The 19,585-nt window shown below is 45.7% G+C and carries 21 protein-coding genes; 9 read left to right on the top strand and 12 right to left on the bottom strand.

The features are described from left to right. From Q0499_RS00380 to Q0499_RS00395, 4 genes are all read right to left on the bottom strand, one after another. Positions 1-2,739: a DNA methyltransferase gene (locus tag Q0499_RS00380; protein ID WP_299194593.1), complete on the bottom strand. Its 2,739-nt coding sequence runs from the start codon at positions 2,737-2,739 to the stop codon at positions 1-3. 204 nt (positions 2,740-2,943) lie between these two features. Further along, positions 2,944-3,288: a hypothetical protein gene (locus Q0499_RS00385; protein WP_299194596.1), complete on the bottom strand. Its 345-nt coding sequence runs from the start codon at positions 3,286-3,288 to the stop codon at positions 2,944-2,946. 270 nt (positions 3,289-3,558) lie between these two features. Further along, the gene (locus Q0499_RS00390; RefSeq protein WP_299194599.1) at positions 3,559-4,002 is read right to left on the bottom strand and encodes a hypothetical protein; all 444 of its coding nucleotides are present in this window, start codon (positions 4,000-4,002) and stop codon (positions 3,559-3,561) included. A 5-nt stretch (positions 4,003-4,007) separates the two neighbouring features. Beyond that, positions 4,008-4,247, bottom strand: a complete 240-nt coding sequence (locus Q0499_RS00395) for a PapB/FocB family fimbrial expression transcriptional regulator (RefSeq protein WP_299194603.1) — start codon at positions 4,245-4,247, stop codon at positions 4,008-4,010. 84 nt (positions 4,248-4,331) lie between these two features. On the opposite strand from Q0499_RS00395, the gene Q0499_RS00400 reads away from it, so the two are divergent. From Q0499_RS00400 to Q0499_RS00410, 3 genes are all read left to right on the top strand, one after another. Further along, positions 4,332-4,688 carry a S24 family peptidase gene (locus tag Q0499_RS00400; protein ID WP_299194606.1) on the top strand — a complete coding sequence of 119 codons (357 nt, stop codon included), beginning with the start codon at positions 4,332-4,334 and terminating at the stop codon, positions 4,686-4,688. A 116-nt stretch (positions 4,689-4,804) separates the two neighbouring features. Beyond that, the gene (locus Q0499_RS00405; protein WP_299194609.1) at positions 4,805-5,515 is read left to right on the top strand and encodes a hypothetical protein; all 711 of its coding nucleotides are present in this window, start codon (positions 4,805-4,807) and stop codon (positions 5,513-5,515) included. A gap of 17 nt (positions 5,516-5,532) precedes the next feature. Then, positions 5,533-6,042, top strand: coding sequence for a HigA family addiction module antitoxin (locus Q0499_RS00410; RefSeq protein ID WP_299194612.1), 510 nt, complete (start codon positions 5,533-5,535; stop codon positions 6,040-6,042). A gap of 138 nt (positions 6,043-6,180) precedes the next feature. Here the strand turns inward: Q0499_RS00410 and csrA are convergent, their stop codons facing one another. From csrA to Q0499_RS00425, 3 genes are all read right to left on the bottom strand, one after another. After that, a complete protein-coding gene (gene csrA, locus Q0499_RS00415; protein ID WP_299194615.1) occupies positions 6,181-6,366 on the bottom strand; it encodes a carbon storage regulator CsrA in 186 nt (61 codons plus the stop codon). 183 nt (positions 6,367-6,549) lie between these two features. Next, complete coding sequence (locus Q0499_RS00420) at positions 6,550-9,930, bottom strand: hypothetical protein (RefSeq protein WP_299194618.1); 3,381 nt, start codon at positions 9,928-9,930, stop codon at positions 6,550-6,552. Beyond that, positions 9,920-10,174 carry a hypothetical protein gene (locus Q0499_RS00425; RefSeq protein ID WP_299194621.1) on the bottom strand — a complete coding sequence of 85 codons (255 nt, stop codon included), beginning with the start codon at positions 10,172-10,174 and terminating at the stop codon, positions 9,920-9,922. The genes Q0499_RS00420 and Q0499_RS00425 overlap by 11 nt, the downstream gene beginning before the upstream one ends. A 1,144-nt stretch (positions 10,175-11,318) precedes the next feature. Between Q0499_RS00425 and Q0499_RS00430 the strand changes: the two genes are divergently transcribed. Then, on the top strand, positions 11,319-11,666 hold the full coding sequence (locus tag Q0499_RS00430) for a type II toxin-antitoxin system RelE/ParE family toxin (RefSeq protein ID WP_299194623.1): 348 nt from the start codon (positions 11,319-11,321) through the stop codon (positions 11,664-11,666). Further along, on the top strand, positions 11,663-11,938 hold the full coding sequence (locus Q0499_RS00435) for an XRE family transcriptional regulator (protein WP_299194626.1): 276 nt from the start codon (positions 11,663-11,665) through the stop codon (positions 11,936-11,938). Before Q0499_RS00430 ends, Q0499_RS00435 begins: the two co-directional genes overlap by 4 nt. A 138-nt stretch (positions 11,939-12,076) precedes the next feature. Here Q0499_RS00435 and Q0499_RS00440 read toward each other — a convergent pair whose 3' ends face one another. After that, on the bottom strand, positions 12,077-12,526 hold the full coding sequence (locus Q0499_RS00440; protein ID WP_299194629.1) for a hypothetical protein: 450 nt from the start codon (positions 12,524-12,526) through the stop codon (positions 12,077-12,079). A gap of 376 nt (positions 12,527-12,902) precedes the next feature. Then, positions 12,903-13,052 (bottom strand): hypothetical protein, encoded by a 150-nt coding sequence (locus Q0499_RS00445; protein ID WP_299194631.1) that lies wholly within the window; start codon positions 13,050-13,052, stop codon positions 12,903-12,905. 597 nt (positions 13,053-13,649) lie between these two features. On the opposite strand from Q0499_RS00445, the gene Q0499_RS00450 reads away from it, so the two are divergent. Continuing rightward, on the top strand, positions 13,650-14,408 hold the full coding sequence (locus tag Q0499_RS00450; protein ID WP_299194634.1) for a hypothetical protein: 759 nt from the start codon (positions 13,650-13,652) through the stop codon (positions 14,406-14,408). Between the two features lie 17 nt (positions 14,409-14,425). Further along, complete coding sequence (locus tag Q0499_RS00455; RefSeq protein WP_299194636.1) at positions 14,426-15,145, top strand: SOS response-associated peptidase family protein; 720 nt, start codon at positions 14,426-14,428, stop codon at positions 15,143-15,145. Here Q0499_RS00455 and Q0499_RS00460 read toward each other — a convergent pair. Further along, positions 15,102-15,443: a hypothetical protein gene (locus Q0499_RS00460; protein WP_299194638.1), complete on the bottom strand. Its 342-nt coding sequence runs from the start codon at positions 15,441-15,443 to the stop codon at positions 15,102-15,104. The genes Q0499_RS00455 and Q0499_RS00460 overlap by 44 nt on opposite strands. Positions 15,444-15,638: 195 nt before the next feature. Between Q0499_RS00460 and Q0499_RS00465 the strand changes: the two genes are divergently transcribed. Then, on the top strand, positions 15,639-15,959 hold the full coding sequence (locus Q0499_RS00465) for a helix-turn-helix domain-containing protein (protein WP_299194641.1): 321 nt from the start codon (positions 15,639-15,641) through the stop codon (positions 15,957-15,959). A 13-nt stretch (positions 15,960-15,972) separates the two neighbouring features. After that, entirely contained in the window at positions 15,973-17,262 is a 1,290-nt protein-coding gene (locus tag Q0499_RS00470) for a type II toxin-antitoxin system HipA family toxin (protein WP_299194644.1), read from the top strand. Between the two features lie 31 nt (positions 17,263-17,293). Here Q0499_RS00470 and Q0499_RS00475 read toward each other — a convergent pair whose 3' ends face one another. Together Q0499_RS00475 and Q0499_RS00480 are read right to left on the bottom strand one after the other, a co-directional pair. Continuing rightward, positions 17,294-18,415, bottom strand: a complete 1,122-nt coding sequence (locus Q0499_RS00475; RefSeq protein ID WP_299194647.1) for a hypothetical protein — start codon at positions 18,413-18,415, stop codon at positions 17,294-17,296. A 32-nt stretch (positions 18,416-18,447) separates the two neighbouring features. After that, positions 18,448-19,572 carry a hypothetical protein gene (locus tag Q0499_RS00480; RefSeq protein ID WP_299194650.1) on the bottom strand — a complete coding sequence of 375 codons (1,125 nt, stop codon included), beginning with the start codon at positions 19,570-19,572 and terminating at the stop codon, positions 18,448-18,450. Positions 19,573-19,585: the final 13 nt, after the last annotated feature.

The raw sequence follows: 19,585 nt of genomic DNA on the forward strand, positions 1-19,585 counted from the left end.
TCACTTACTCCGTGTGGTTTTCTTTTTGGCAGGCACCTTAGCATTCTCTTTGGCAATCAACTTCTCGTAACGAGTAAACAGGTGCTCCAAACGCTCTGAAGCATCGCGGAACGGCCTATCGCGATAGAGTTTTTCAACCGCACTATCCAGAGTTTTGTGGGCCTCGCGCAACGGCTCAGGCATCTTGTCTGGGTCGTACAGGTGGGCCAAAGACTTATCCGGGTAGTCTTCTCGAACCAGCAAGACCTCCTCGGCCAGCGCTTCGATCTGCTTGCGTTGTTGATCTGTCACATCAGGCCAAGGGTAAGTGTTGTAAACCAATGTGGCAGAATAGCGATAACGGCTTTCCAATCGCCCTGCAACAGCTCGCATCCAATCATTGTGCATTTCGGAGGTGAGAATACCGAATTCATACAAAGCGGCATCAGGGATAATCAGGTTGAGGTTCGTAGATATAACATCAGATCCAAACAAGCCAATAGGTACATATTCTCTACGCTCAGATGATACAGCGGGAACAATCATGAAAGATTCAGGATTTCTTGTCTCTCGAAACTGATGAGGTCTGTTTGCTAGTTTACGGGCACCTGAATCTCGACTTGCAAGGCGAATTTGTCTAACTGCATCGACTCTCTGCTTTACTAAGGGCATCACTTCAATTTCCTCTGAGGAAGCATCTGCAAGCCACAAGCACCATCGCTCTTTAGCTTGTAGGAATTCTTGTGCTCCCATGAGGCGTTTTATCCACCTTGTTGCATTCGGTTCATTTGTAACCAAGTTACTTTTTTCTTCAGGAGATAGGAGTAATTGACCTCCATCTGTTGGTTGACTGCCTTTAACCATGACAGGACTGCCAACAAGAGGGGTGGTTCTGCTTGAAACTACCGTATCCCTAGCGTCTACAAGGTACGGATTGATATTCGCAGCTGCGATACAATGAACTGTGTTTTTAACGGTTGTCTTGAATAAGGCCTTTTCTTTTACACTTGCTGCATTAGCAACACCTATAACAACAACGTGGACAGCCGCATTTTGCTTAGCATGGTTTTTCCAAGGGAAGGTCTGATAAGCGAAGCGAATCTTTAGGTTTTTTTGAAAGATCTCCGGCCAAAGTACCCCAACCTGATCACCTTGACAGATAGAATTGGTAGATACAAAAGCGAACTCTGCCTGCTTACTTTCAATGTAGTTAGCCCCTTTCCAAAACCAGCAAGTTACAAAATCAAGTATGCCGAATGACTTAAACCCATAAAAAACTTCTGCCATGTCTGCATTCTGATCAGCATTACGTCCTCCATTGCCAAGAAATGGAGGATTACCGCAGAGATAGACTTCATATAGATTCCCATTAGAATCAATAGTCGAGCAGACTTCGTCCCAGTCCCTGCGCAACGCATTACCACAAACAACGTTGCCTGAATCTCGAAGCGGAAGTGCCGCCTCGGCGTAGCCAAACTTGGCTTTAAAAGCCATGTTCATCTGGTGTTCGGCCAACCATAGAGACAAGATTGCTACTTCATGGGCGAAGTCGTCAATTTCAATTCCAAAGAACTGCGATAGACGAATACCGGAATAATACATTTCATTCTGGCCTGATACGACATTCAGTGCGTCGATCACTTCCATTTCCAGCTTACGTAGTTCCTTATAAGCGATAATCAGGAAGTTACCTGAGCCACAGGCAGGATCGAAAACACGAAGGTTCTGAAGCCTTACAAGCAGTTCCTTGAGCTTGCGTTCGCTCTTGCGGGACTTCTCCAACTCCGCATAGAGCTTATCGAGGAACAAGGGCTGTATCACCTTCATAATGTTCGACACGGATGTGTAATGCTGTCCAAGATTGCCGCGCTGTTCTTCATCAATGACCGCCTGGAACATCGAGCCAAAGATGTCAGGATTGATCTCTGACCAGTCCAAAGAGCCACAATCGATAAGGATGCGACGCGCTTTGCGACCAAATTCTGGGATGGGCTCATCATCACGGAACAGGCCACCGTTCACATACGGAAACGCCTGAAAGTGAGCAGACATCTCTTTGCGCTCAGGTGCAGCTGAATCCAGGTTCAGCACGGTAAACAGGTCTGTGAAAAACTGATCAACGTCAGAGCCATCATCCTGAGTGCATGACTGAATGGCCGTAGTCATCTGAGCCTGCTCAAAGATGCCCGTATCTTCGGCATAGAAACAAAACAACAGACGAGTGAGAAAGACGTTTAGCGCGTGAAGGTCCTCAGGTTTAGAAAGGTCGTTGCGTTCTCGGATCAGGTCAAACAACTGCCCCATTTTCTCAGAGGCTTTTACGTCCGCAGGATGCTCTGAATGCATGACTGCTTTTTCGTAACCCGCCAGAGGCAGGAAGAAAGCGTACTGTTTATCCAGTTCATCCATAGACGTATCAAGTCGCTCATCCGCCTTGAGATCGAACGCCACCAGGCTATCGAAGTTGGTTACGATCACAAAACGAATATCATTGCGAGCGACCACATCACTTGCCTTAAGCGATTCAGCTTCAGCATCAAGGTCAGCGCTTGTCGGGACTACACGGAAATAAAGTTTCTTCTTCAGGCCTATATCACCGCCCGCACCTACATTGCGACTGTCCCCACCTTTACGAAGCCGGGTGATCGTACTCTTCGGGAAGCCGTAAGCGTCTAGGAATGAAAAAATGAACTCATCGGGATTGAGGTCGGTGCAAGCCTGCTCCAGTGATTCGATAATACGTGCCTGACTAATGGCCATGCGTCAGCTCCTTGTGCCGATCATTCGTCGTACCTTCGACTTATGCGAACTCTGAATAACTCTGATGAACGGAGACAATATACACACCTTGCTCCAGATAATGAATAGTTGAAGTCTTACCAAAATTCAGAATCAAACTATGCTCAATCCCCCTAAAATAGTATGACATACGCATTCGGGCAAAGAGCTACAGTGGCGGCGCAGTCAGCATTTTTCGAGCGTCTGATAATATGCGTTCACATCCTCGACGCTACAATTCAGCATATGGGCTCGTTTCATTAACCGGTCTCGGACCGAATCAAACCTTTGATCCAAAACAAGCAGCTCCTTGTAGTAATTTGAGTGCTTGGCTTTCTTATCCATATCCTTCTGATTCACCCAAACAAAAATACCGTCAACGGATCCCAGCTCCAGCATTTCCTTTGACATTTTGTTATCTGGAATAATTGACACCGTTGCCATTGGATAGCCTTCTTTCTTATCGATCACTAAGACACAGCCGATCGCTTTAGCTTTCTTCCGGAGCTTGCTTAACAGATCTGGCACCATATAAGTTCCCCTTCTTAAATCGTTTCCGTCTTTGCTACAACAAGAAGATCTCTATCGCTTTCAGGCACAACCTGACGGGCATCTTTCAGCGTTTTATAGGTTTCTTTTGATAGGATGTGAATGTCCTGGGGCTACCGCTGCAGGCTCTCTGTCTGGTTATTATACGACCTGTCTCACTGTGGTATTGAAGCGATACATTTGATAGATTTTTCATGTTGTCCTCGATACTAGCTGTAAGCATCCAGTATATAACCTCCGTTTTATCTAAAGTCATCGATCAGCTTTTAATTTTTCTAGCATTGAGGTTAGTGCGTCTTCAGGCCGGGAAATCCGCTGCCAATGGGTGTAGTTCTTGCCTTTGAGGAAAGCCCTTAATTGGTCATCTGTTTGCAACTCAGGGCTATTCGGGTTGAGTTTAGCCGCTTCGTAAGTACAGTACTCATCATCCCAGAACAGCAGGCGCTCCCCTACCGGTGGCAAGGTATTAGATACGCGCACCCAAGGATCCTGGCAATCCTGTCCAAGAATATCTTTATACTTCTGTATCTGCTGGTCTTTCGCTTTCAGATAAGAATCTAACTCGTTAAGGTGCCACCTAACATAGCTGATACACTTGATCAGTTTTGCCTTATAGTCTCGCCCCGGGTCTCTGCTAAGCCGGTCTATTTGCTCTCTGAGACTGGAAGATTCACCCGCTTTTGATGGATGCACCATAATGATTACTCCCGGTGATACTGGATCGCCTCGGCCACCCAGTCATCAAGATCTTTCAATTTATTCAGGAGCCTGGACAGCGACGACTGCTTTATGCCATATTTCTCAGCAACTTCGATCTGCTGGCCACCGTTCACTAAGTACTCTTTTGCTGCATCCCTAACAGCTTCTGCGTTATTTCTGGAGGTAATCCGCGATAACAACAGATCTGCATATTCTTCAGGGACTTTACCTTTAATGAGCATTGCCAATCACCTTCCCTATTTACTTTGATTTCACTTCTGCCGCGCCTATACTGTACATTTGTACAGCTATCGAATTACTTTATTATGTCTATCACTACAATGCAGCACTGCAGTGCTATTGATCTAAATATTTTGTTAAACCCAGTCCCCGGGGCAACTTACCTACTGCGTGTTTCAGGCCATTCCATGACTCAGGCCGGTATCTTAGATGGCGATATCTTGCTGGTGGACCGCTCTGTTGAGCTCAGGGAGGGCGACATTGTTGTCGCTGAAGTTAACCAAGCCTTTACGGTAAAGTATCTCTTCACTTCCCCTGAAGTACGTCTGGTGCCTGCCAATAGCGACCACCCCACTATTTACCTATCCAGCTCCGAGGAGTTAAACCTTTTCGGTGTCGTTTCCTCCTCGATCCACCAGCTTAGAACACACAATATGGCCTAGATACAATTTAGAGTCAAACGAAATAAATAACCCTTGTGAGTTATATTTTGTTGATTATATAACTATATAGCGTTATATTATTGGGAATTGCTGAAAACAACTTCAAGGATAACAAGATGATCACCGACCAGATTCTCAGCCAGGAAGCTCCAGTTATTAAACACACATTTGAAATGTCCGGCCTTGGCAAAGCGCCATTCGAGATTGTCCACCCGAAGCAACATGCTCTCGCATTAGGACAGATCTTTTACTGCGAGCATTGCGGTACTGTTATTAAAAACCGTAATTTCATTAAAAGCGCAGATGGTAAAATCTCAGTAGTCGGGATTGATTGCCTTAAAAAAACTGGCGATCACGGTCTGGTGGCCGGTCACCTCCGCATGAAGCGCGAGCTTGAACATGAACGCCGTGAAGCAATCATCATGGAAAATACAGCTAAGCGCGAAGCGGAAGAGAAATTACTCAATGGAGGACTTACAAACGCCGACCTCATCTCTGCTTTGATGGACCAGCGTGAAACCCTGTGTAGCGATCTGGTAGAAAATATAGAAGATCACTTCGTTATATCAAAACTAAGCCGCCACGGGTTTGAGATCGAAATGAAGCACCAAGCGATGACCGGCAAGCCGTTCACACCCAATCAACTCACAGTTGTTCGTGAGATCTGCGCAAAGAAAGCATCCGGAGCTCGTAAAAACTCTAAGAAATACCTTTCTGCACTCGAAAACGTCAGCACTTATGTGGATGACCTGCAGCTGACGCTGAATAGTCATGCTGATCAGTTAGCTGCAATCAATAATAAAATCTACCAGCTCCGGCAACTGTAAGTAGGAGATCAACCGTAATGAATCTAAGCAGAGTAAGTGTCATTGATGCAGGTAGCTGCGACGAATGCGGTGCTGGTGGTAGAACCGGCACCGAGACCGATGCTTCAAGAAGTCAGGTAATGATCACCACCATTGAGTGTGGCCGGTCCACACTGAAACTGTGTGACCACTGCAAAAGCAATCTATCTGCAAAGCTACGTTCCGTTAGTAGCTTGTCTGTAGAAAGCCCTTTGTTGAACCCTCCTCACCCTGGCCCACTGTTGAAAGAAAACGTTATTACCGCTCTTGGTCTATCAGTGACAGAAACTGCAGATAGACTGGATATAACCCGCGTTGCACTATCCCGCGTTGTGAATGGTCGAGCAGCTATAAGCACCGATCTAGCCTTGCGCTTGGAAGAGGCTGGAGTCAGTACCGCCCATGCTTGGCTTACGATGCAACTGAATTATGATTTGGCCCGGGCTAAGCAGCATCACCAGCCGCCGATCCGATCCCTACAAACAGAAGTAGCCAAACATAATGATTGATAATTTGGTGATAAAAATCCCTACGCCCTTAATTGGGCCGCATTTTAAATGCAAAAATAGCGCTGAGCACTAAAAGAGAAAGGAGGCACCAAGGCCTCCTTTTCTAATATTGTCTAATCAGTAAAGCGAGACAATTTTCTATACCGTTTCCTGCTCCCCTTTTTTCTTCCGGATCCGTTGATAAATTTCTTCGCGGTGTACGCTTACATCGTCTGGTGCATTTACACCGATCCGCACCTGGTTCCCTTTCACTCCGAGTACAGTCACTGTCACATCGTCGCCTACCATTAACGTTTCCCCAACGCGCCTTGTTAAAATCAGCATCCTTTCATTCCTTCTATTTTCAGGTTTTGTAATCAACGGTGAATATGAACCAAGGCCCCGTTGAATGCCTTGCTATTAGTCAAACAAATTCCTATACACTCACCTCCCTTACTTGCGTATCGCCCTGTGAGGGGGCTCTGTGCGCCTGCTGTATATCGTTACTTGATACGATGTCTTCACTATTCATGGTAACTCCACTCTGCTGATCTCTGTATAGTCAAAGCTCTGAATAGCCTTTACGCCATTTAATACTCGCGGATCTACCTCAACGGCTTCTACCTCGACAGAGTAGGACTTTTTATCAACCTTACTTATATATTTTTTTGGATTTCTGAAACTCCCCAGCGCTTCAGCCAAGGTATCAAACGAATTAACGCTATACCGCTTAAACAAGTTAGAGGTTTCCGATGTCATCTGGAAAATATCTATTTTGGTCTCTCCAAACCCGTCTGCTTCGTATACGTAGCAGGGGCAGAAGTTTTCCGGCTTAGAAATGCCCAGGAACTCATCTAGTGTTTTTCCACCCGTCCTGTTAAGGTCAATTGCGATGACGGAATCTCCACCAGCTACTGTTTCCAATCGTTTGCTGAATGAATACCGGTAACCCTCCACCGCAGGTATTTTTTTATATAAATTATTTTCACCGCACCAGTCACTGAATGGATCAGGTTCGTAAAAACTAAACTCCAACACCTCTTGCAGCTCTTTCCCGGAAAATTGAGTCAGCCAGCCGCTAGCTGTTTTATGAGCGACACTTTTTTCTATATAAATTGACACATACTCACTTAAAAACTCAGCCTCTAATTCTTTGATTCCAGCGCACAACCAAGCGATCACATGCCCCGTTTTACCGGTAAATCCAAATAGTGTGTGACGTTGATACAGCGCTCTGCTATTGAAATCAGTATCCTTCAGAATCGCATCACCGAGTGCTAACGACACAAAGGGCTCAACTACGTACTTTCCTGTGCTCTTCATGGTCTGGTCATAACGGCATTTAATGTACTCATTGAGTAAAGCGATTGTTTTATCAGGGTTGCCTTTAGCAGCCAAAATCTGATCAATCGTTATGTCAGCTACATCCTCCAATGCCTCTGCTTTCGCTTTTGGAGTTTTAAACGGTACCAGCCCTTCCTGAATATACTCTTCGACTGATTCAGCTTCAAAAACCAGCGTTTCTGCTGGGTTATGCTTTCGCAGTAACACGAAGCTTTGATGCCCAGCTTTGACCCCTTTCTTGTTTAAGATGTAGGTTGTTTTAACTACCCAGTAAAAGGGTATCAGGCGGTCGTCACGCTCTGCAGGTAACGCGGTACTGTATGCCACATACTTACCGCTGGCGCTCAGCGTTATCCGCAGCACAGAGCGCCCTATCAGGCTTTCGCTTTCCGCAATCTCATTTTTGGGGTTACGGCCAAGACCGGCCAAAAAGAAAACCTGATCGGCTACGGCATTCAGTTTCTTGCGGTTCTGCAGCAAGTCCTGGGGTTCTATTGTGGGATGAGCGCAGCGCCATTTTGCAATAGCCTGGTTCACATACCTTAGCATTGAGCCCCGATCAGATGACAAGCCAGAGGCTTCAAGACTTTTTAAAAGCTCATCTCTAACTGGCTGCTCAGTTTTGCGCTCTCTCTCAGCCCGGCGAATGGCGGATTTCAGCATCCGTATACCGGTCACATTCATTCTTCGAGATTGACGGTCATGTAAGTACCAATGTGCATCTTCTGGATCCAGAGTATCCAGGCACACAATATCAAACGGATCCGCACCTCTCAGGGCCATTGATAGATTGAGTTGAGCGTTAAAAGTGCGCCATTTGTACTGACGACTATCACCGCTCACCGAAACATCTATAACCAAATTGTTTTGCTTACGCTTTACTATGCCTTCGATCAGACCAAGATCATCCGCACAATCCGGCGTATACATCAGAGCCCTTCGACTATCGCTGCCATAGTTGTGTATGTTTTCTCGCTCATAGGCCGATGAAATAGTGTCAGTGTTGAAAACTCTACGCCACTGGACTAATACCCGGGAGCCAGCGCAGATCCGTGAGTTTAATTCCTTCACCCACTCGGTAACCGACGGAGGTCGCTCACCGGCCAGTAGCCCTTCACCATCAACATCATGGATAAAGTTGAAATTTTCTTCCTGGAACTTCATCGATACAAAATCTAAAGAGGGCTCCCCTTTGTAGAAAGGCCCAAATAGCTGTTTGTTATGGTCCAGGCCACATAGCAGAATGAGTAATCGCTTGTACCCGAGTGCAGTTGCTTCAAACCTTTCAAGTGATTTGGTGTAATCAAGATCCCGGTATGTAATGTTCTGCCCATCCACACCTTTGAAGGGGGCATCTACTTCATTTTTAGTCGGAAAAAGTGTTGCACAGAAATTATGAAAAAGCTCCGGAGACAAAACAACGTGAATATTCTCACCATCTCTGACCAATAGGAATTGCCGCTGATTTTCTTTTCTAAGTCGCTCAGCTTCTTGCCAGGTATAACCACGGCGACTGTAATTATGGTCCTGTCTGGTGGTGGCCACATTCACTATGCAGCGTTTTGACGGAAATATTTGATCCACCAGCTCTGGATGATCGCAAAGCGCTTTAAAAAAACCTTCTCGGTTTTGACAATCATAATCGTCGTCAACATCAGTCCATACGGCCATCTCTTCATCCATGAATAGGACTTTCTGTGTGATGCTAAGCTTTTCATCTTCGGGAGCAGATGCCCCTTCCTGCAGGGTGTCAATAAACACATCTTTCAGGACATAGAGATTAAGGTTTCCAATTCCTTTCATCAGCTCATCGACATGATCCATCATCTCCCGGCTAACCGCTTTTGCCAGCTCTGCTTTTTCTTTGAAGAAGGGGGTCATTCGTGACGCTATTTTTGAAAGCCGCTGCGTTCTCTTTTCAATCCACTGCCCCCGGCGCTGCGCGATATCTTTCTGGTTATTCAGGCCTGCCCTGATCTGCTGTATTCCTGTTTCCGTTAATCCCCGTGACATGAGTGTTGATAGCTTTTGTGTTTTAACCGCGGCTACAACATCAGCGTCAAAGGTTTCAAGTCGAACGGGTAACCCGCCAGCAGCTTCAGTCTCTTCTTTCGGCAGTTCTTTTTCTATAAGAGCATCCATTAAATTTGCATCAGTGAAAGCCCGTGTAAGCTCATCCTGACTGTCTTGCAGCTGCCCCTGGATCTCGCGGATCTCTGCGGCCCGGATAGCCTCTGCTTCACTGGTCTCTACAAACTCAAATTTGGAGACAAAATCTTCGACCAAGTATTTAACAACCCGGGTGGAGTATTCTAATTGCGATGGGTGCAACAGCATGTGGATGGTATGAGGGCTTTGATCAACATAATCTATTTTGTAGATCATAAGAACTTGGCCAGCAGTAACGTGTTCTTCGTGGCCATCGACTAACGCTCTCCAATAATTGCCGTTTTCCAGCGCAGTGAAGCGCTCAAACCGCTCGAATTGAGGTTCCTGTTCTTGAATGTTAACGAGAGTATTCATATTTGAGTCCTCTGAGCTATTAACCGGTTCATCATCCATCATCGACATCACCCTTAGTCTTTTCAGCGCTTCTAACAGCCTCTACGCGCTTTTTGATCAGTTCTTTACACTGACCCTCTTCTAGCTTGTTAAGGGTCTCTATGTGTAACGACAGGTACTCAGGGAAGGCTTTACGTTTCCCCGACAAGAAATCGCTGGATCGAGATGTCTGTATACCTAAAACTTTTGCTAAACCCGTGACTGTTAAGTTCCACTTCTCTTGGAACTCCACCAGCTTACGATTCATATGATATACCCTTTTGAAATATTCATATTGATTATCTATATGACCAATACTAAATATTTACCATTGGTAAGGCAAGCCTTACTGTAGAATCTCGCTTAGCATGAAATATATGGCAGGCCGGTAACTTCTGCTGTGCGCCAGCAACGGACTTTCTTTGCATGAATCAAAATGTATATGTTTTGATTCACCGCAGGCCGCAAAAAAGCCCTGAAGGGGCTTTTCTGGGGGCGGATATCGTGTGTGCATGAATCACTTTAGGGCATAGCGATTCACGAATTGCAGGCACAAAAAAACCGCCTTGGAAAGGCGGTTTTCCGAGTTAATCATGTTGGAAGCACAATCAACCTAACTCAAAGAGTCATTTACCAGATGCAGTCATTATATACTGACGGAATAAGTTTACTCAAACTATTTGAGTTTTTTTTGATATTACGATGATATCACTTTGATATCAGCAGGAAGGACTTTACCATATCAGGGTCTGGTTTATAGGGCCTTGAACCGCGACCATTAGAACGTTACCTCGTTTAAGATATTCACCCCTCTTCTCGGTGTGGAAACCGGCTGGCGTTATTGAGGGTTTATAATGGTCGTACTCAATGAGTCATTTATCAGATGCCGGTGTTTGATAGGCCAGTAACTTGCGCCGGGCGACCCTCAGCAATGAGGTGTTTATGGAACTGCTAGCAGTTTTGTCCCTTTTCGTAGCGGTTGCGTCCCTGGGGATCCAGGTATTCGCGCTGCTTAACGGCAAGTAAAAGAACAGCCCCGCCCGTCAAACGGTGGGGCTTTTTTGCGTCAGCGTAGTTAGTCACCCTTTTTATGTTTATGCTCCTTTAAAGGGGGGTGCTTTGGTTTGTTTTCTGGATTAACACGCTGCCGTTTATCCCTTTCCCCATCGTCCTTTCTTCGTTTAGGTCCTGGCTTAATTCCCATAATTAATTCCTTCTTTTTGTAGATTAGTAATACCCCAACTTACTAACTACGTCGGCCATACCTTGGCGACTAGCAAGAAACATATAAATTACACCATAGTATTGCATGATTCCAGACTGCAATCAGGTCTTATATGAACCCCGCTAGGCCATAGCGGCAAATAGCGTATCGCTTTACTTTTGTATAAAATCTTATACAATATAATCATATGACTACAACACTCAAGCCCATTTGGTGGGAAGGTTCGAGCAAGGCCGAGCTGTTAGCTTTTCCTGAAGACGCCGTGCAAGATGCAGGGTATCAGCTACACCGCTTACAAGAAGGCAACGAACCGCAGGATTGGAAGCCTTTAAAAAGCTTAGGCAAGGGCATCACCGGGGTTTATGAGATTCGAATCTGGGAAGATTCTACGACATTTCGGATCGCGTATGTCACTAAATTCAAAGGCTCTGTGACCGTTTTGCACTGCTGGCAGAAAACCACACAGGCAACGGCCCAGGCCGATAAAGCCACAATAGTGAGTCGCTATAAAGAGGCGAAAGAGAGGTTAAAATGAGTCAGAATCTAACTACTGGCAGTGTGTTTGATGATCTTGAGTTAGACCCAGGCAAAGCGGAGCAGCTAAAAATCAAAGCCGCCCTTTTTGACAGCATTGTTGCATATATCAATGAAAACGAATTAACTCAGGAAAAAGCCGCCGAGGTGATGGGAGTTCAGCGCTCCCGGCTGGCCGATGTATGCAGAGGAAAAATGTCAGGTTTCACTATTGATGCGCTAGTGTCCATGACAGCCCGCGCAGGCCTGCATCCTCTAAAAATCGCGGCGTGACAAAAGCGCCCCTCAGAGCGGTTCCAGATAACGGCGCGGCTACAGCGTTTTCTCGGCCAAATCGCTGCACCCTTTCATAAGGGTGCCAGCGGTGGGCAATTCACCGTATAGCGATTCAGGTGAAACCTGAGATAGGAACTATATGCCTAGCTCTGAATGATAGTTAACGAGGGTGCTGTATTTATATGTAGAACTACTTAGTGTGTTTCCAGCTCCCTCTTGAACTGCGCTTACATACCCTTTTACATAGCGTTCAAACTGGTTAATGATTGCCTTTTTACGGCTTATAAGTATTTTCTTCTGCGCCGAGCTCACATTAAACCGAGCGCCTAACTCTTTTGTTTCATCACGAATCAAAAGGGCTTTTGTATAATCCAAGCCTCTATTAGAGCTTCTTCCCCCGCGTTGTACGGTATCTAACACCATACAATGCCGATGATTAAGATTAGTTCTAAGCGGTATCCCAAATGTAAGGTCATTAATTTTTATTTTAACAACCCCGTAACCCCGCCCTTTATCGTCTAAAGACTCAACCAGATCTTTATTGGCTTGATGAAAATCATCCGTGAGCTGAACAGTAACTAGCATCAATGTTCCCTAAGTAGAATCAAAAAAGCCTCCATAAAGGAGGCTTCAATGAGTGAATGCTTGGTCATTCAGTGCGGACATTTCATTGGTAATGCTGGCTCTCCACTGGCGCAGCTTCATTCATTGCAGACATTTCATTGATAATGCAGGCTCTCTACTGGCGCTGCTTCATTCACACCCCTAATATACACATATAAAGACGATATTGGAAATACTTAATCAGCATAGCCAATGCAAGAATCTTCATTCTTGATCAAGATGAGCCTATATAGGGTATAGCGTTTCACTAAACGAGTGACGGGGTCTGCGACTTTCAATACACCAATGAACAGTAAATAGGTCGGAGTGCCAGCCTAACTGATTACACTCCTAAGCATTACACCCTAGCCAGAATTATTGATGCTGCCAGTGCTAACACGAATGCAGCAACTGGAGTAAAAGACACCACTAGCATCGAATACAACGCACCAAATGCGCCCATTCGAAGGGGTAAACTTGCTGAACCTGCCAATTGTTGGTTAGTCATAGACTCTCCTAAATTAACAAGGCACTAGTCTTTTAGGATACCAAGGCATAGTGCCGTTCAGACTTTTGCTGCTTTTTGGTGAATCTTCCGCACGTTGGAAACAGCAAACCTTGGCGGACTTTTGGTATAAGCAGATACTACCGTCTACTTATACGCATTCTTTTACGTAACCTAATTAATCTAACACTCAGAATATCGACATATCAACCAAGCAACAAATTACAATTATAGAAACATCGGCCTCGACAACACCCTGCATGCGGGTCCGCACAGGCGTTTCAGTTAGACTTGTGAAGCGTGATTGGTAGGTTCGAATCCGACTACAAACCAGAAAATGAACGTCTGGTATGTCAAAAGCAAACGTCGGGCAGTAAGACCCATGAACCCGGCTCGGGCATAGCGATTCATTCAGCATTGCTGGCCGTAACATTTACATTCCTGCTTCGATTGTTTAGCATCTATTCAGTTTTATAACTGGGTTCGCGCACCCGCATGGTCTGCAAATTGGCAAACGCGCTTGACAGTCTTCATTGATTAAATCCTTTGTTTAAGCACTCAGGAACGCAGACAACTGAACCGCTTAGTCCGGAGGATTTTATGGCATCAACTGATCTCATTACCCGCATGAAGAAACAAGCCTCGGCCTTGGTTGCCGGTGGCGAATATTGTTTAGCTAAGGTCAGACACACTCAGGCACTCGAATTTATTTGCCGCCAGGTATATGGATACCCTTCTTGGAATGTCGCCTGCAGTGCAGGCAGCGAAGATCGCATTTTTGAGCCCTCCTTTTGTGATTGCCTTCACCTTGTCGGAACCCTTGCAAATACGTTCCCTGCTCTGCAGGTATTAGAAGAAGATTTAACGCTTTCCGATACCGGGTACCCCTGGATCATGGAAAGTATCCGTTATAGACGAGCATCTATCATGTTGGGTGCCGCATTGTCCGAAGAAGAGCTATCCGGCGATATCTGGGATGAGTATTTGGTTAGTCTGTTTGTTGATAAAGAACAAATGAAAAAAAGAATATTCGGCTGGGAACCTGAGTCGGCAGCGGAATGGCTACATGCAACCTCTATGTCTCTGGAATATAAGCAGTATGATATTGGGGATTACCCGTGGGATCGTTGGGCCAAAAAGGAACAACACATCGGTGAATTAAGCAAAGACCTCATCAGTATTGGCAGAGAAGTTTACCGGGAATGCTATATGCACACCTGGAATCGTGAATTACAACTATTCTGCGGTTACCTGGATCACGGCCAAACCTTGTCTATCATTCTTAGAAAGTGGCCAGCAAAAGCAGCGGCGGTCATCAGTGTTCTAATGACAACGGATGGAGGTGCGGTTTCTGTTTAAGTAGAGGGGAGAGGAATATGTGTGGCTTCTTTGAATTTGATAGCAAATCAGCTCAAGCCCAGGCGCTAATCCGATCTCTTGAGATTGAGGAGCAATCAGACCTGTTTCAGGTTAATACCGGGTCTGGACCTGCATCATTCGTTGATATCGTGATTGGCCAGCAGGCTGGGCTTCAGGTTGTGCCTGCTATCTGGTGGTTGCTACTGGATCAGAACCTGAAGCCTTCACACTATACATCCTTTAATACGCGCTCTGACAAGCTGGATGTCCGAAACTCTGCCGGATACCTTCCTTATCGAAGCCACCGCTGCATCGTACCTGCCACAGCCATAGTGGAAGGTGAGGGGTCTAAAGGTAAACGCCGGTATCATAGGATTGAGCCTGAGAACACAGCCTTTGCATTAGGGGGTCTATATCGGGAGTGGTGGAATCGTGATACCGGTGAGCAGATGCTGTCCTGTTCGATCATTACGTTACCACCCCACCTGGCTTGGCAAGACATACACTCGAAATCGGTACCGTTATTCCTGCCTCATGATGATAAAGACATCATCGCTAAATGGCTCGACCCATTGTTTAGCGATGTGGAAGAGTTTAGAGGGCTGCTTACACCGACAATCAGAGATACTTTAAAGATTACGCCGGTTGACCGGCCCTCAACTCAAATTCAGACTGGGGAGTCATTTGCAATTTTTAGTGATGCTGATCATGCGAGGTCAGCCGGTAGTACGACTTAAAGCCTCTATAATCTGGATGCCCCGCTTTATGAGGTCCATAATAACGTTTCGCGTTTTCTAACACACCAGCATCAACCAGCTCTTCCAATACTGGCCGCACATCTAAATTGCTCCACCCATTTACAATCCAGATGTCCCTGGAACAAAACCACCCTTCCATAACCAGTATGGACTCTCTTACAAGCTTGGATGTTGCCGCCACAATGGCTTTGTTCCGCTCGATGATTCTTTTCCGTGCTTCAATCTGCGGTCCATCAAACAGACCATGTTGGTAATCTAAATTTACCTTAAAGCTCATAACCTAATCCTTCATCTCGTTAATATATAACCATTATAGGATATATAATTCCGTTAATGAACCATTAATAGAATATATATTACCGGTTTATTGATTTTTTTTGATATCTGGATCTAAAATCTTCCCTGAGTTAGCAAAACAACAATATGAACACTATAATATCCTTTAAGTTTGTTAATGAGCATTATAGTTATCATGAATAAAAAGTTACCTTATGATTCAGAAGCTGCATTAAAGCAATTTGGAGCTAACTTAGCTGTTGCCCGAAAACGCCGTGGCTGGCGGCAAGAAGATGTGAAGGAACGTACCGGCCTTACTCGCTTAACGATTAGAAAGATTGAAGCCGGTGAACCTTCTGTTGCGATGGGTAACTACATGCTGGTGCTATCAATTTTGGGGGGCGCAGATCAAATACGTTCTTTGATGAATCCTGCTGAAGATCTGCTGGGAGGGTCATTAACTAACTCGCTTCCTGATCGGGTACGCAAAGTAAAAAACGTAGATAACGACTTTTAATAAGGTTCTTTCCATGGCAATTACAGAAGCATACGTTTTTATTGAAATGCCCAACGAATCGGCACCAGTTCTGGCGGGACGGCTGAACATAGATCCTGGTAATAATACTGGGTCATTTATCTATGGTAAAAGCTATCTCGCCAGAACCGATGCTTTTGCATTTGATCCTATCAACCTCCCGTTAACCGACTCTCTCCAGATGATTCATGGCAACGATGGAGTTCCGACAGTGTTGCTCGATGCTGGTCCGGATAATTGGGGGCAACGGCTTATGCAGGCTCTCCATAGTAAACATCCAGAAAACAAGCTGGAATTACTTCTCGCCGGTCGGGGTACCGGAGCTGGCGCTATTAGTCTTTCTCTATCAAGAGCTAAGCCTAAGAGCCCTCCCGAGTATCGACCTCTTTCTGAGCTTACCGACTTGGATAACGGTATTCAGCGCATGATTGAAGAGGGAGTGGTCACACCCGAAATACTGCGCCAGCTTGAACCTGGCTCATCAATGGGGGGAGCCCGGCCCAAGAGTGTTGTAGCAGACGAAAATCAACGACTATGGATTGCGAAGTTCGGGCGACCTGATGATATTTATGATCAGGTTAAAACCGAGGAAATGTGTTTCCGGATGATGAGGGACTGCGGAATTGCAACTGCACCGACAAAGCTGATCACACCGGATAACAGATCCATTCTGCTGGTGGAGCGCTTTGACCAGCCTCTGGTCGCTGGAGGATCAAACAGGCACTTTATAAGTGGCCACGCGCTGACATATCGCCCACGGATAAAACAGAACGATGCCCCTTTTCATTTTTCGTATCCCAAGCTTGCTGACATTATCACCCAAATAGGTCACCCTGACGATCTGCAGGAGTTATACCGCCGCTTAATATTTAACATCCTGTCATCCAATACCGATGACCACATGCGCAACCACGGTTTTTTAAAGAACGTGGACGACAATTTCTATCGGATCTCGCCTGCCTATGATGTTGTAACTCAATTATCCAACTCAGGCCTCCAGGCGATCGGTGTAGGCGATGAAGGCAGGAAGGGATCGATCCATAACGCTTTAAGCGCTTGCGGTCGTTTCAGGCTGTCTGAGGCCCAAGCACACGACATTATTCAATCAGTGCAGGAAGTCACTTGCAAATGGCAAGAATATGCAGCGTCTGTTTCGCTTAGCGATACTGATATCAACATTCTTGCGGGGGTGCTGAATCGTCATGAAAGCTCTGATATTGATTTCAGCAAGGTCAGCAGCTCTTTAGCCCAGCTATCCACCAAAACAAAAGGGCCAAGTATTTAGCTTGGCCCTTCTACATTGCTGGTCTTCACGCTTAGATTATCTTGCAACACCGAAATCTGATCCATTCACCTGAGTCACTGCCATTTTTCGCAGCTCCAACAAACGCATAATCTACTGGACAGGAATTGTAGTAAACGGCATTTGACCACTGGACATCATAGCAAGAACCATAATCAATACTTCTGCTTACTTGTTGGCCCTGCCAAGTGCCACCTTTACATGTCAGCAGTTCACCAGACAATGTTCTTGCTAAGCGACCTACTCCAGTACATGTATTGCCAGCTGTTTTCACACTCTGAATCGCTAAATTTCCGTCCAGGTTAGTGATATTCGCTGCACCACTAACGATCAGATCCGTTGTAGTGATGTTAGTCGAGTTCAGGGTTGGAATCGTACCGTTTGTCGCAGTCAGATCAGTACTATTAAGATCCGTTATCGTGCCGGTTGTTGCAGATAAGGTATTTGAATTGAGGCTGGTAGCCGTTGCTGTACCCAATGAGGATGTACTAAAAGACCCCTGAGATGCCGTGATAACGCCAACGTTATTCAGATTGTTACCCGTCATATCGAGGTTGCCGGACATGGAGTCGCCGTTGCGCCGGACGTAGACACTTGCTCCATTCGTGATATCAACAGTTGCTGTTATGACAGCATTATTATCATCTGTATACGTAACAAGACCACTCAGTTCATCGCCGCCGATCTCAATTGCTTGATTAACTGAATGTGCAGAACCGACTATTTTCGCTTCACCGGCTTCTGTCAGAGCAGGCCACGTAGTAACAACGGTAGTAACGCCACCTGAGTTAGTTACTACCGTGGTTGGTGTATCTCCGAACCGTCCTGTGGTGAATGAGAAATCACACGGTAAATATGGAATTGCACCCCCCGTTGTAATCCCGCAGTCCGTATTGCTTTTCAGCCAATCAGTTCCGGTATAGGTTGCAGGTATAGCAGTACCAGTATTATCAATGACCCACTCACCCACTGCCCGAGAATGTTCTGAAAGCTTATTGCCTAAGCTCCTATACTCTCTTATTTCAGCTTGTCTTTCTGTTTGAATAGACATAATGGTTACAGCTGAGCCTAAGCCTGCAAGAATCACCATCAATAAGACTAACCCATATCCTTTTTGAGACTGCTTGTTACGCATTAGTTACTCTCTCATTTACACTTAACTTCCCTTTAATTCAACTGACAGCATGTGAATCCATTCCATTCGTATGTGTCACTCCCTCTTCGATAACCACCCACAAAAACGTAATTGCTCGGACAGGCATTAAAATAAATATTGGTCCAGTAGTTAACGTAATAACAAGAACTGTAATTGATCATTCCGCCACTCGCCTCGGATTGCGCCCAAAGACTGCCTTTACAGGTCAAAATGTCTCCGTCTAATGTTCGCGCCAACCGGCCCGATCCGATACAAGCGCTCCCGGGTACTTTCACACTTTGAATTTGTAGATTACCGTCGAGGTTATTGATGTTCGCAGTACCTGCAACATTTAGATCTGAAGTCGTCAGATTGGTAGCCGAGAGGTCAGTAATCGTGCTGCTGGTCGCTTCCAGGTCAGTGCTATTGAGATTCGTTATCGTACCGTTGGTTGCAGACAATGTATTTGTATTAAGACTGTTGGCGGTCGCGGCACCCAATGACGAGGTACTAAATGAGCCCTGAGAAGCAGTAATAACCCCAACATTATTAATATTATTCCCGGTCATATCGAGGTGGCCGGTCATTGAATCCCCGCTGCGTTTCACATAAAGACTTTCTGCATTGTTTACTGCGATCGTCGCCGTTATCACTGCACTGTTGTTTGCAGAGTATGTAACAACACCCTCCAGCGTTTCTCTTGTATCGGCTTGCGCTCGGTTAACGGCCTTAGCTGCCCCAATGATTTTTACGCTGCCGCCTTCGTTTATAGCTGTCCATGTTGTTGTGGCTGTCGTGACACCACCGATATTCGTTACTACTGTAGTTGCACTCCCTCCAAATCGACCTGAGTTGAAGCTAAATCCACACGGAAGATAAGCGGTTCCACTACCAGTCGTGATGCCGCAATCGCTATTACTTTTAAGCCAATTTGTTCCTGTATAGGTTGCAGGTACTGCTGTACCGTCTTGATCAACAATCCAGAGGGTCACAGCCTTTGAGTGTGCGGCCATACGTGCGCCCAGGTCTCTGAACTCAGAATCTTCTCCTACTCTTGCCTGATAGGTCAGCAGAGAAGCTGTAATAATCCCCATGATCGCAGTAGCTATCATAAGTTGGAAAAGGAGAAATCCCTGCTGTGAGCTTCTACGTTGCATATAAATTAGCCGT

This window comes from uncultured Amphritea sp. (assembly GCF_937127095.1).
GTDB lineage: Bacteria > Pseudomonadota > Gammaproteobacteria > Pseudomonadales > Balneatricaceae > Amphritea.

What these genes read in the sequence shown, in the direction of transcription:
- Q0499_RS00380 (WP_299194593.1), bottom strand. Translation starts at nt 2,739, where the DNA reads ATGGCCATTAGTCAGGCACGTATTATCGAATCACTGGAGCAGGCTTGC.
- Q0499_RS00470 (WP_299194644.1), top strand. Translation starts at nt 15,973, where the DNA reads ATGGCAATTACAGAAGCATACGTTTTTATTGAAATGCCCAACGAATCG.
- Q0499_RS00430 (WP_299194623.1), top strand. Translation starts at nt 11,319, where the DNA reads ATGACTACAACACTCAAGCCCATTTGGTGGGAAGGTTCGAGCAAGGCC.
- Q0499_RS00395 (WP_299194603.1), bottom strand. Translation starts at nt 4,247, where the DNA reads ATGCTCATTAAAGGTAAAGTCCCTGAAGAATATGCAGATCTGTTGTTA.
- Q0499_RS00385 (WP_299194596.1), bottom strand. Translation starts at nt 3,288, where the DNA reads ATGGTGCCAGATCTGTTAAGCAAGCTCCGGAAGAAAGCTAAAGCGATC.
- Q0499_RS00445 (WP_299194631.1), bottom strand. Translation starts at nt 13,052, where the DNA reads ATGACTAACCAACAATTGGCAGGTTCAGCAAGTTTACCCCTTCGAATG.
- Q0499_RS00475 (WP_299194647.1), bottom strand. Translation starts at nt 18,415, where the DNA reads ATGCGTAACAAGCAGTCTCAAAAAGGATATGGGTTAGTCTTATTGATG.
- Q0499_RS00480 (WP_299194650.1), bottom strand. Translation starts at nt 19,572, where the DNA reads ATGCAACGTAGAAGCTCACAGCAGGGATTTCTCCTTTTCCAACTTATG.
- Q0499_RS00400 (WP_299194606.1), top strand. Translation starts at nt 4,332, where the DNA reads ATGTCTATCACTACAATGCAGCACTGCAGTGCTATTGATCTAAATATT.
- Q0499_RS00460 (WP_299194638.1), bottom strand. Translation starts at nt 15,443, where the DNA reads ATGAGCTTTAAGGTAAATTTAGATTACCAACATGGTCTGTTTGATGGA.
- Q0499_RS00450 (WP_299194634.1), top strand. Translation starts at nt 13,650, where the DNA reads ATGGCATCAACTGATCTCATTACCCGCATGAAGAAACAAGCCTCGGCC.
- Q0499_RS00465 (WP_299194641.1), top strand. Translation starts at nt 15,639, where the DNA reads ATGAATAAAAAGTTACCTTATGATTCAGAAGCTGCATTAAAGCAATTT.
- Q0499_RS00425 (WP_299194621.1), bottom strand. Translation starts at nt 10,174, where the DNA reads ATGAATCGTAAGCTGGTGGAGTTCCAAGAGAAGTGGAACTTAACAGTC.
- Q0499_RS00390 (WP_299194599.1), bottom strand. Translation starts at nt 4,002, where the DNA reads ATGGTGCATCCATCAAAAGCGGGTGAATCTTCCAGTCTCAGAGAGCAA.
- Q0499_RS00410 (WP_299194612.1), top strand. Translation starts at nt 5,533, where the DNA reads ATGAATCTAAGCAGAGTAAGTGTCATTGATGCAGGTAGCTGCGACGAA.
- Q0499_RS00455 (WP_299194636.1), top strand. Translation starts at nt 14,426, where the DNA reads ATGTGTGGCTTCTTTGAATTTGATAGCAAATCAGCTCAAGCCCAGGCG.
- Q0499_RS00440 (WP_299194629.1), bottom strand. Translation starts at nt 12,526, where the DNA reads ATGCTAGTTACTGTTCAGCTCACGGATGATTTTCATCAAGCCAATAAA.
- Q0499_RS00405 (WP_299194609.1), top strand. Translation starts at nt 4,805, where the DNA reads ATGATCACCGACCAGATTCTCAGCCAGGAAGCTCCAGTTATTAAACAC.
- Q0499_RS00435 (WP_299194626.1), top strand. Translation starts at nt 11,663, where the DNA reads ATGAGTCAGAATCTAACTACTGGCAGTGTGTTTGATGATCTTGAGTTA.
- Q0499_RS00420 (WP_299194618.1), bottom strand. Translation starts at nt 9,930, where the DNA reads ATGATGGATGATGAACCGGTTAATAGCTCAGAGGACTCAAATATGAAT.
- csrA (WP_299194615.1), bottom strand. Translation starts at nt 6,366, where the DNA reads ATGCTGATTTTAACAAGGCGCGTTGGGGAAACGTTAATGGTAGGCGAC.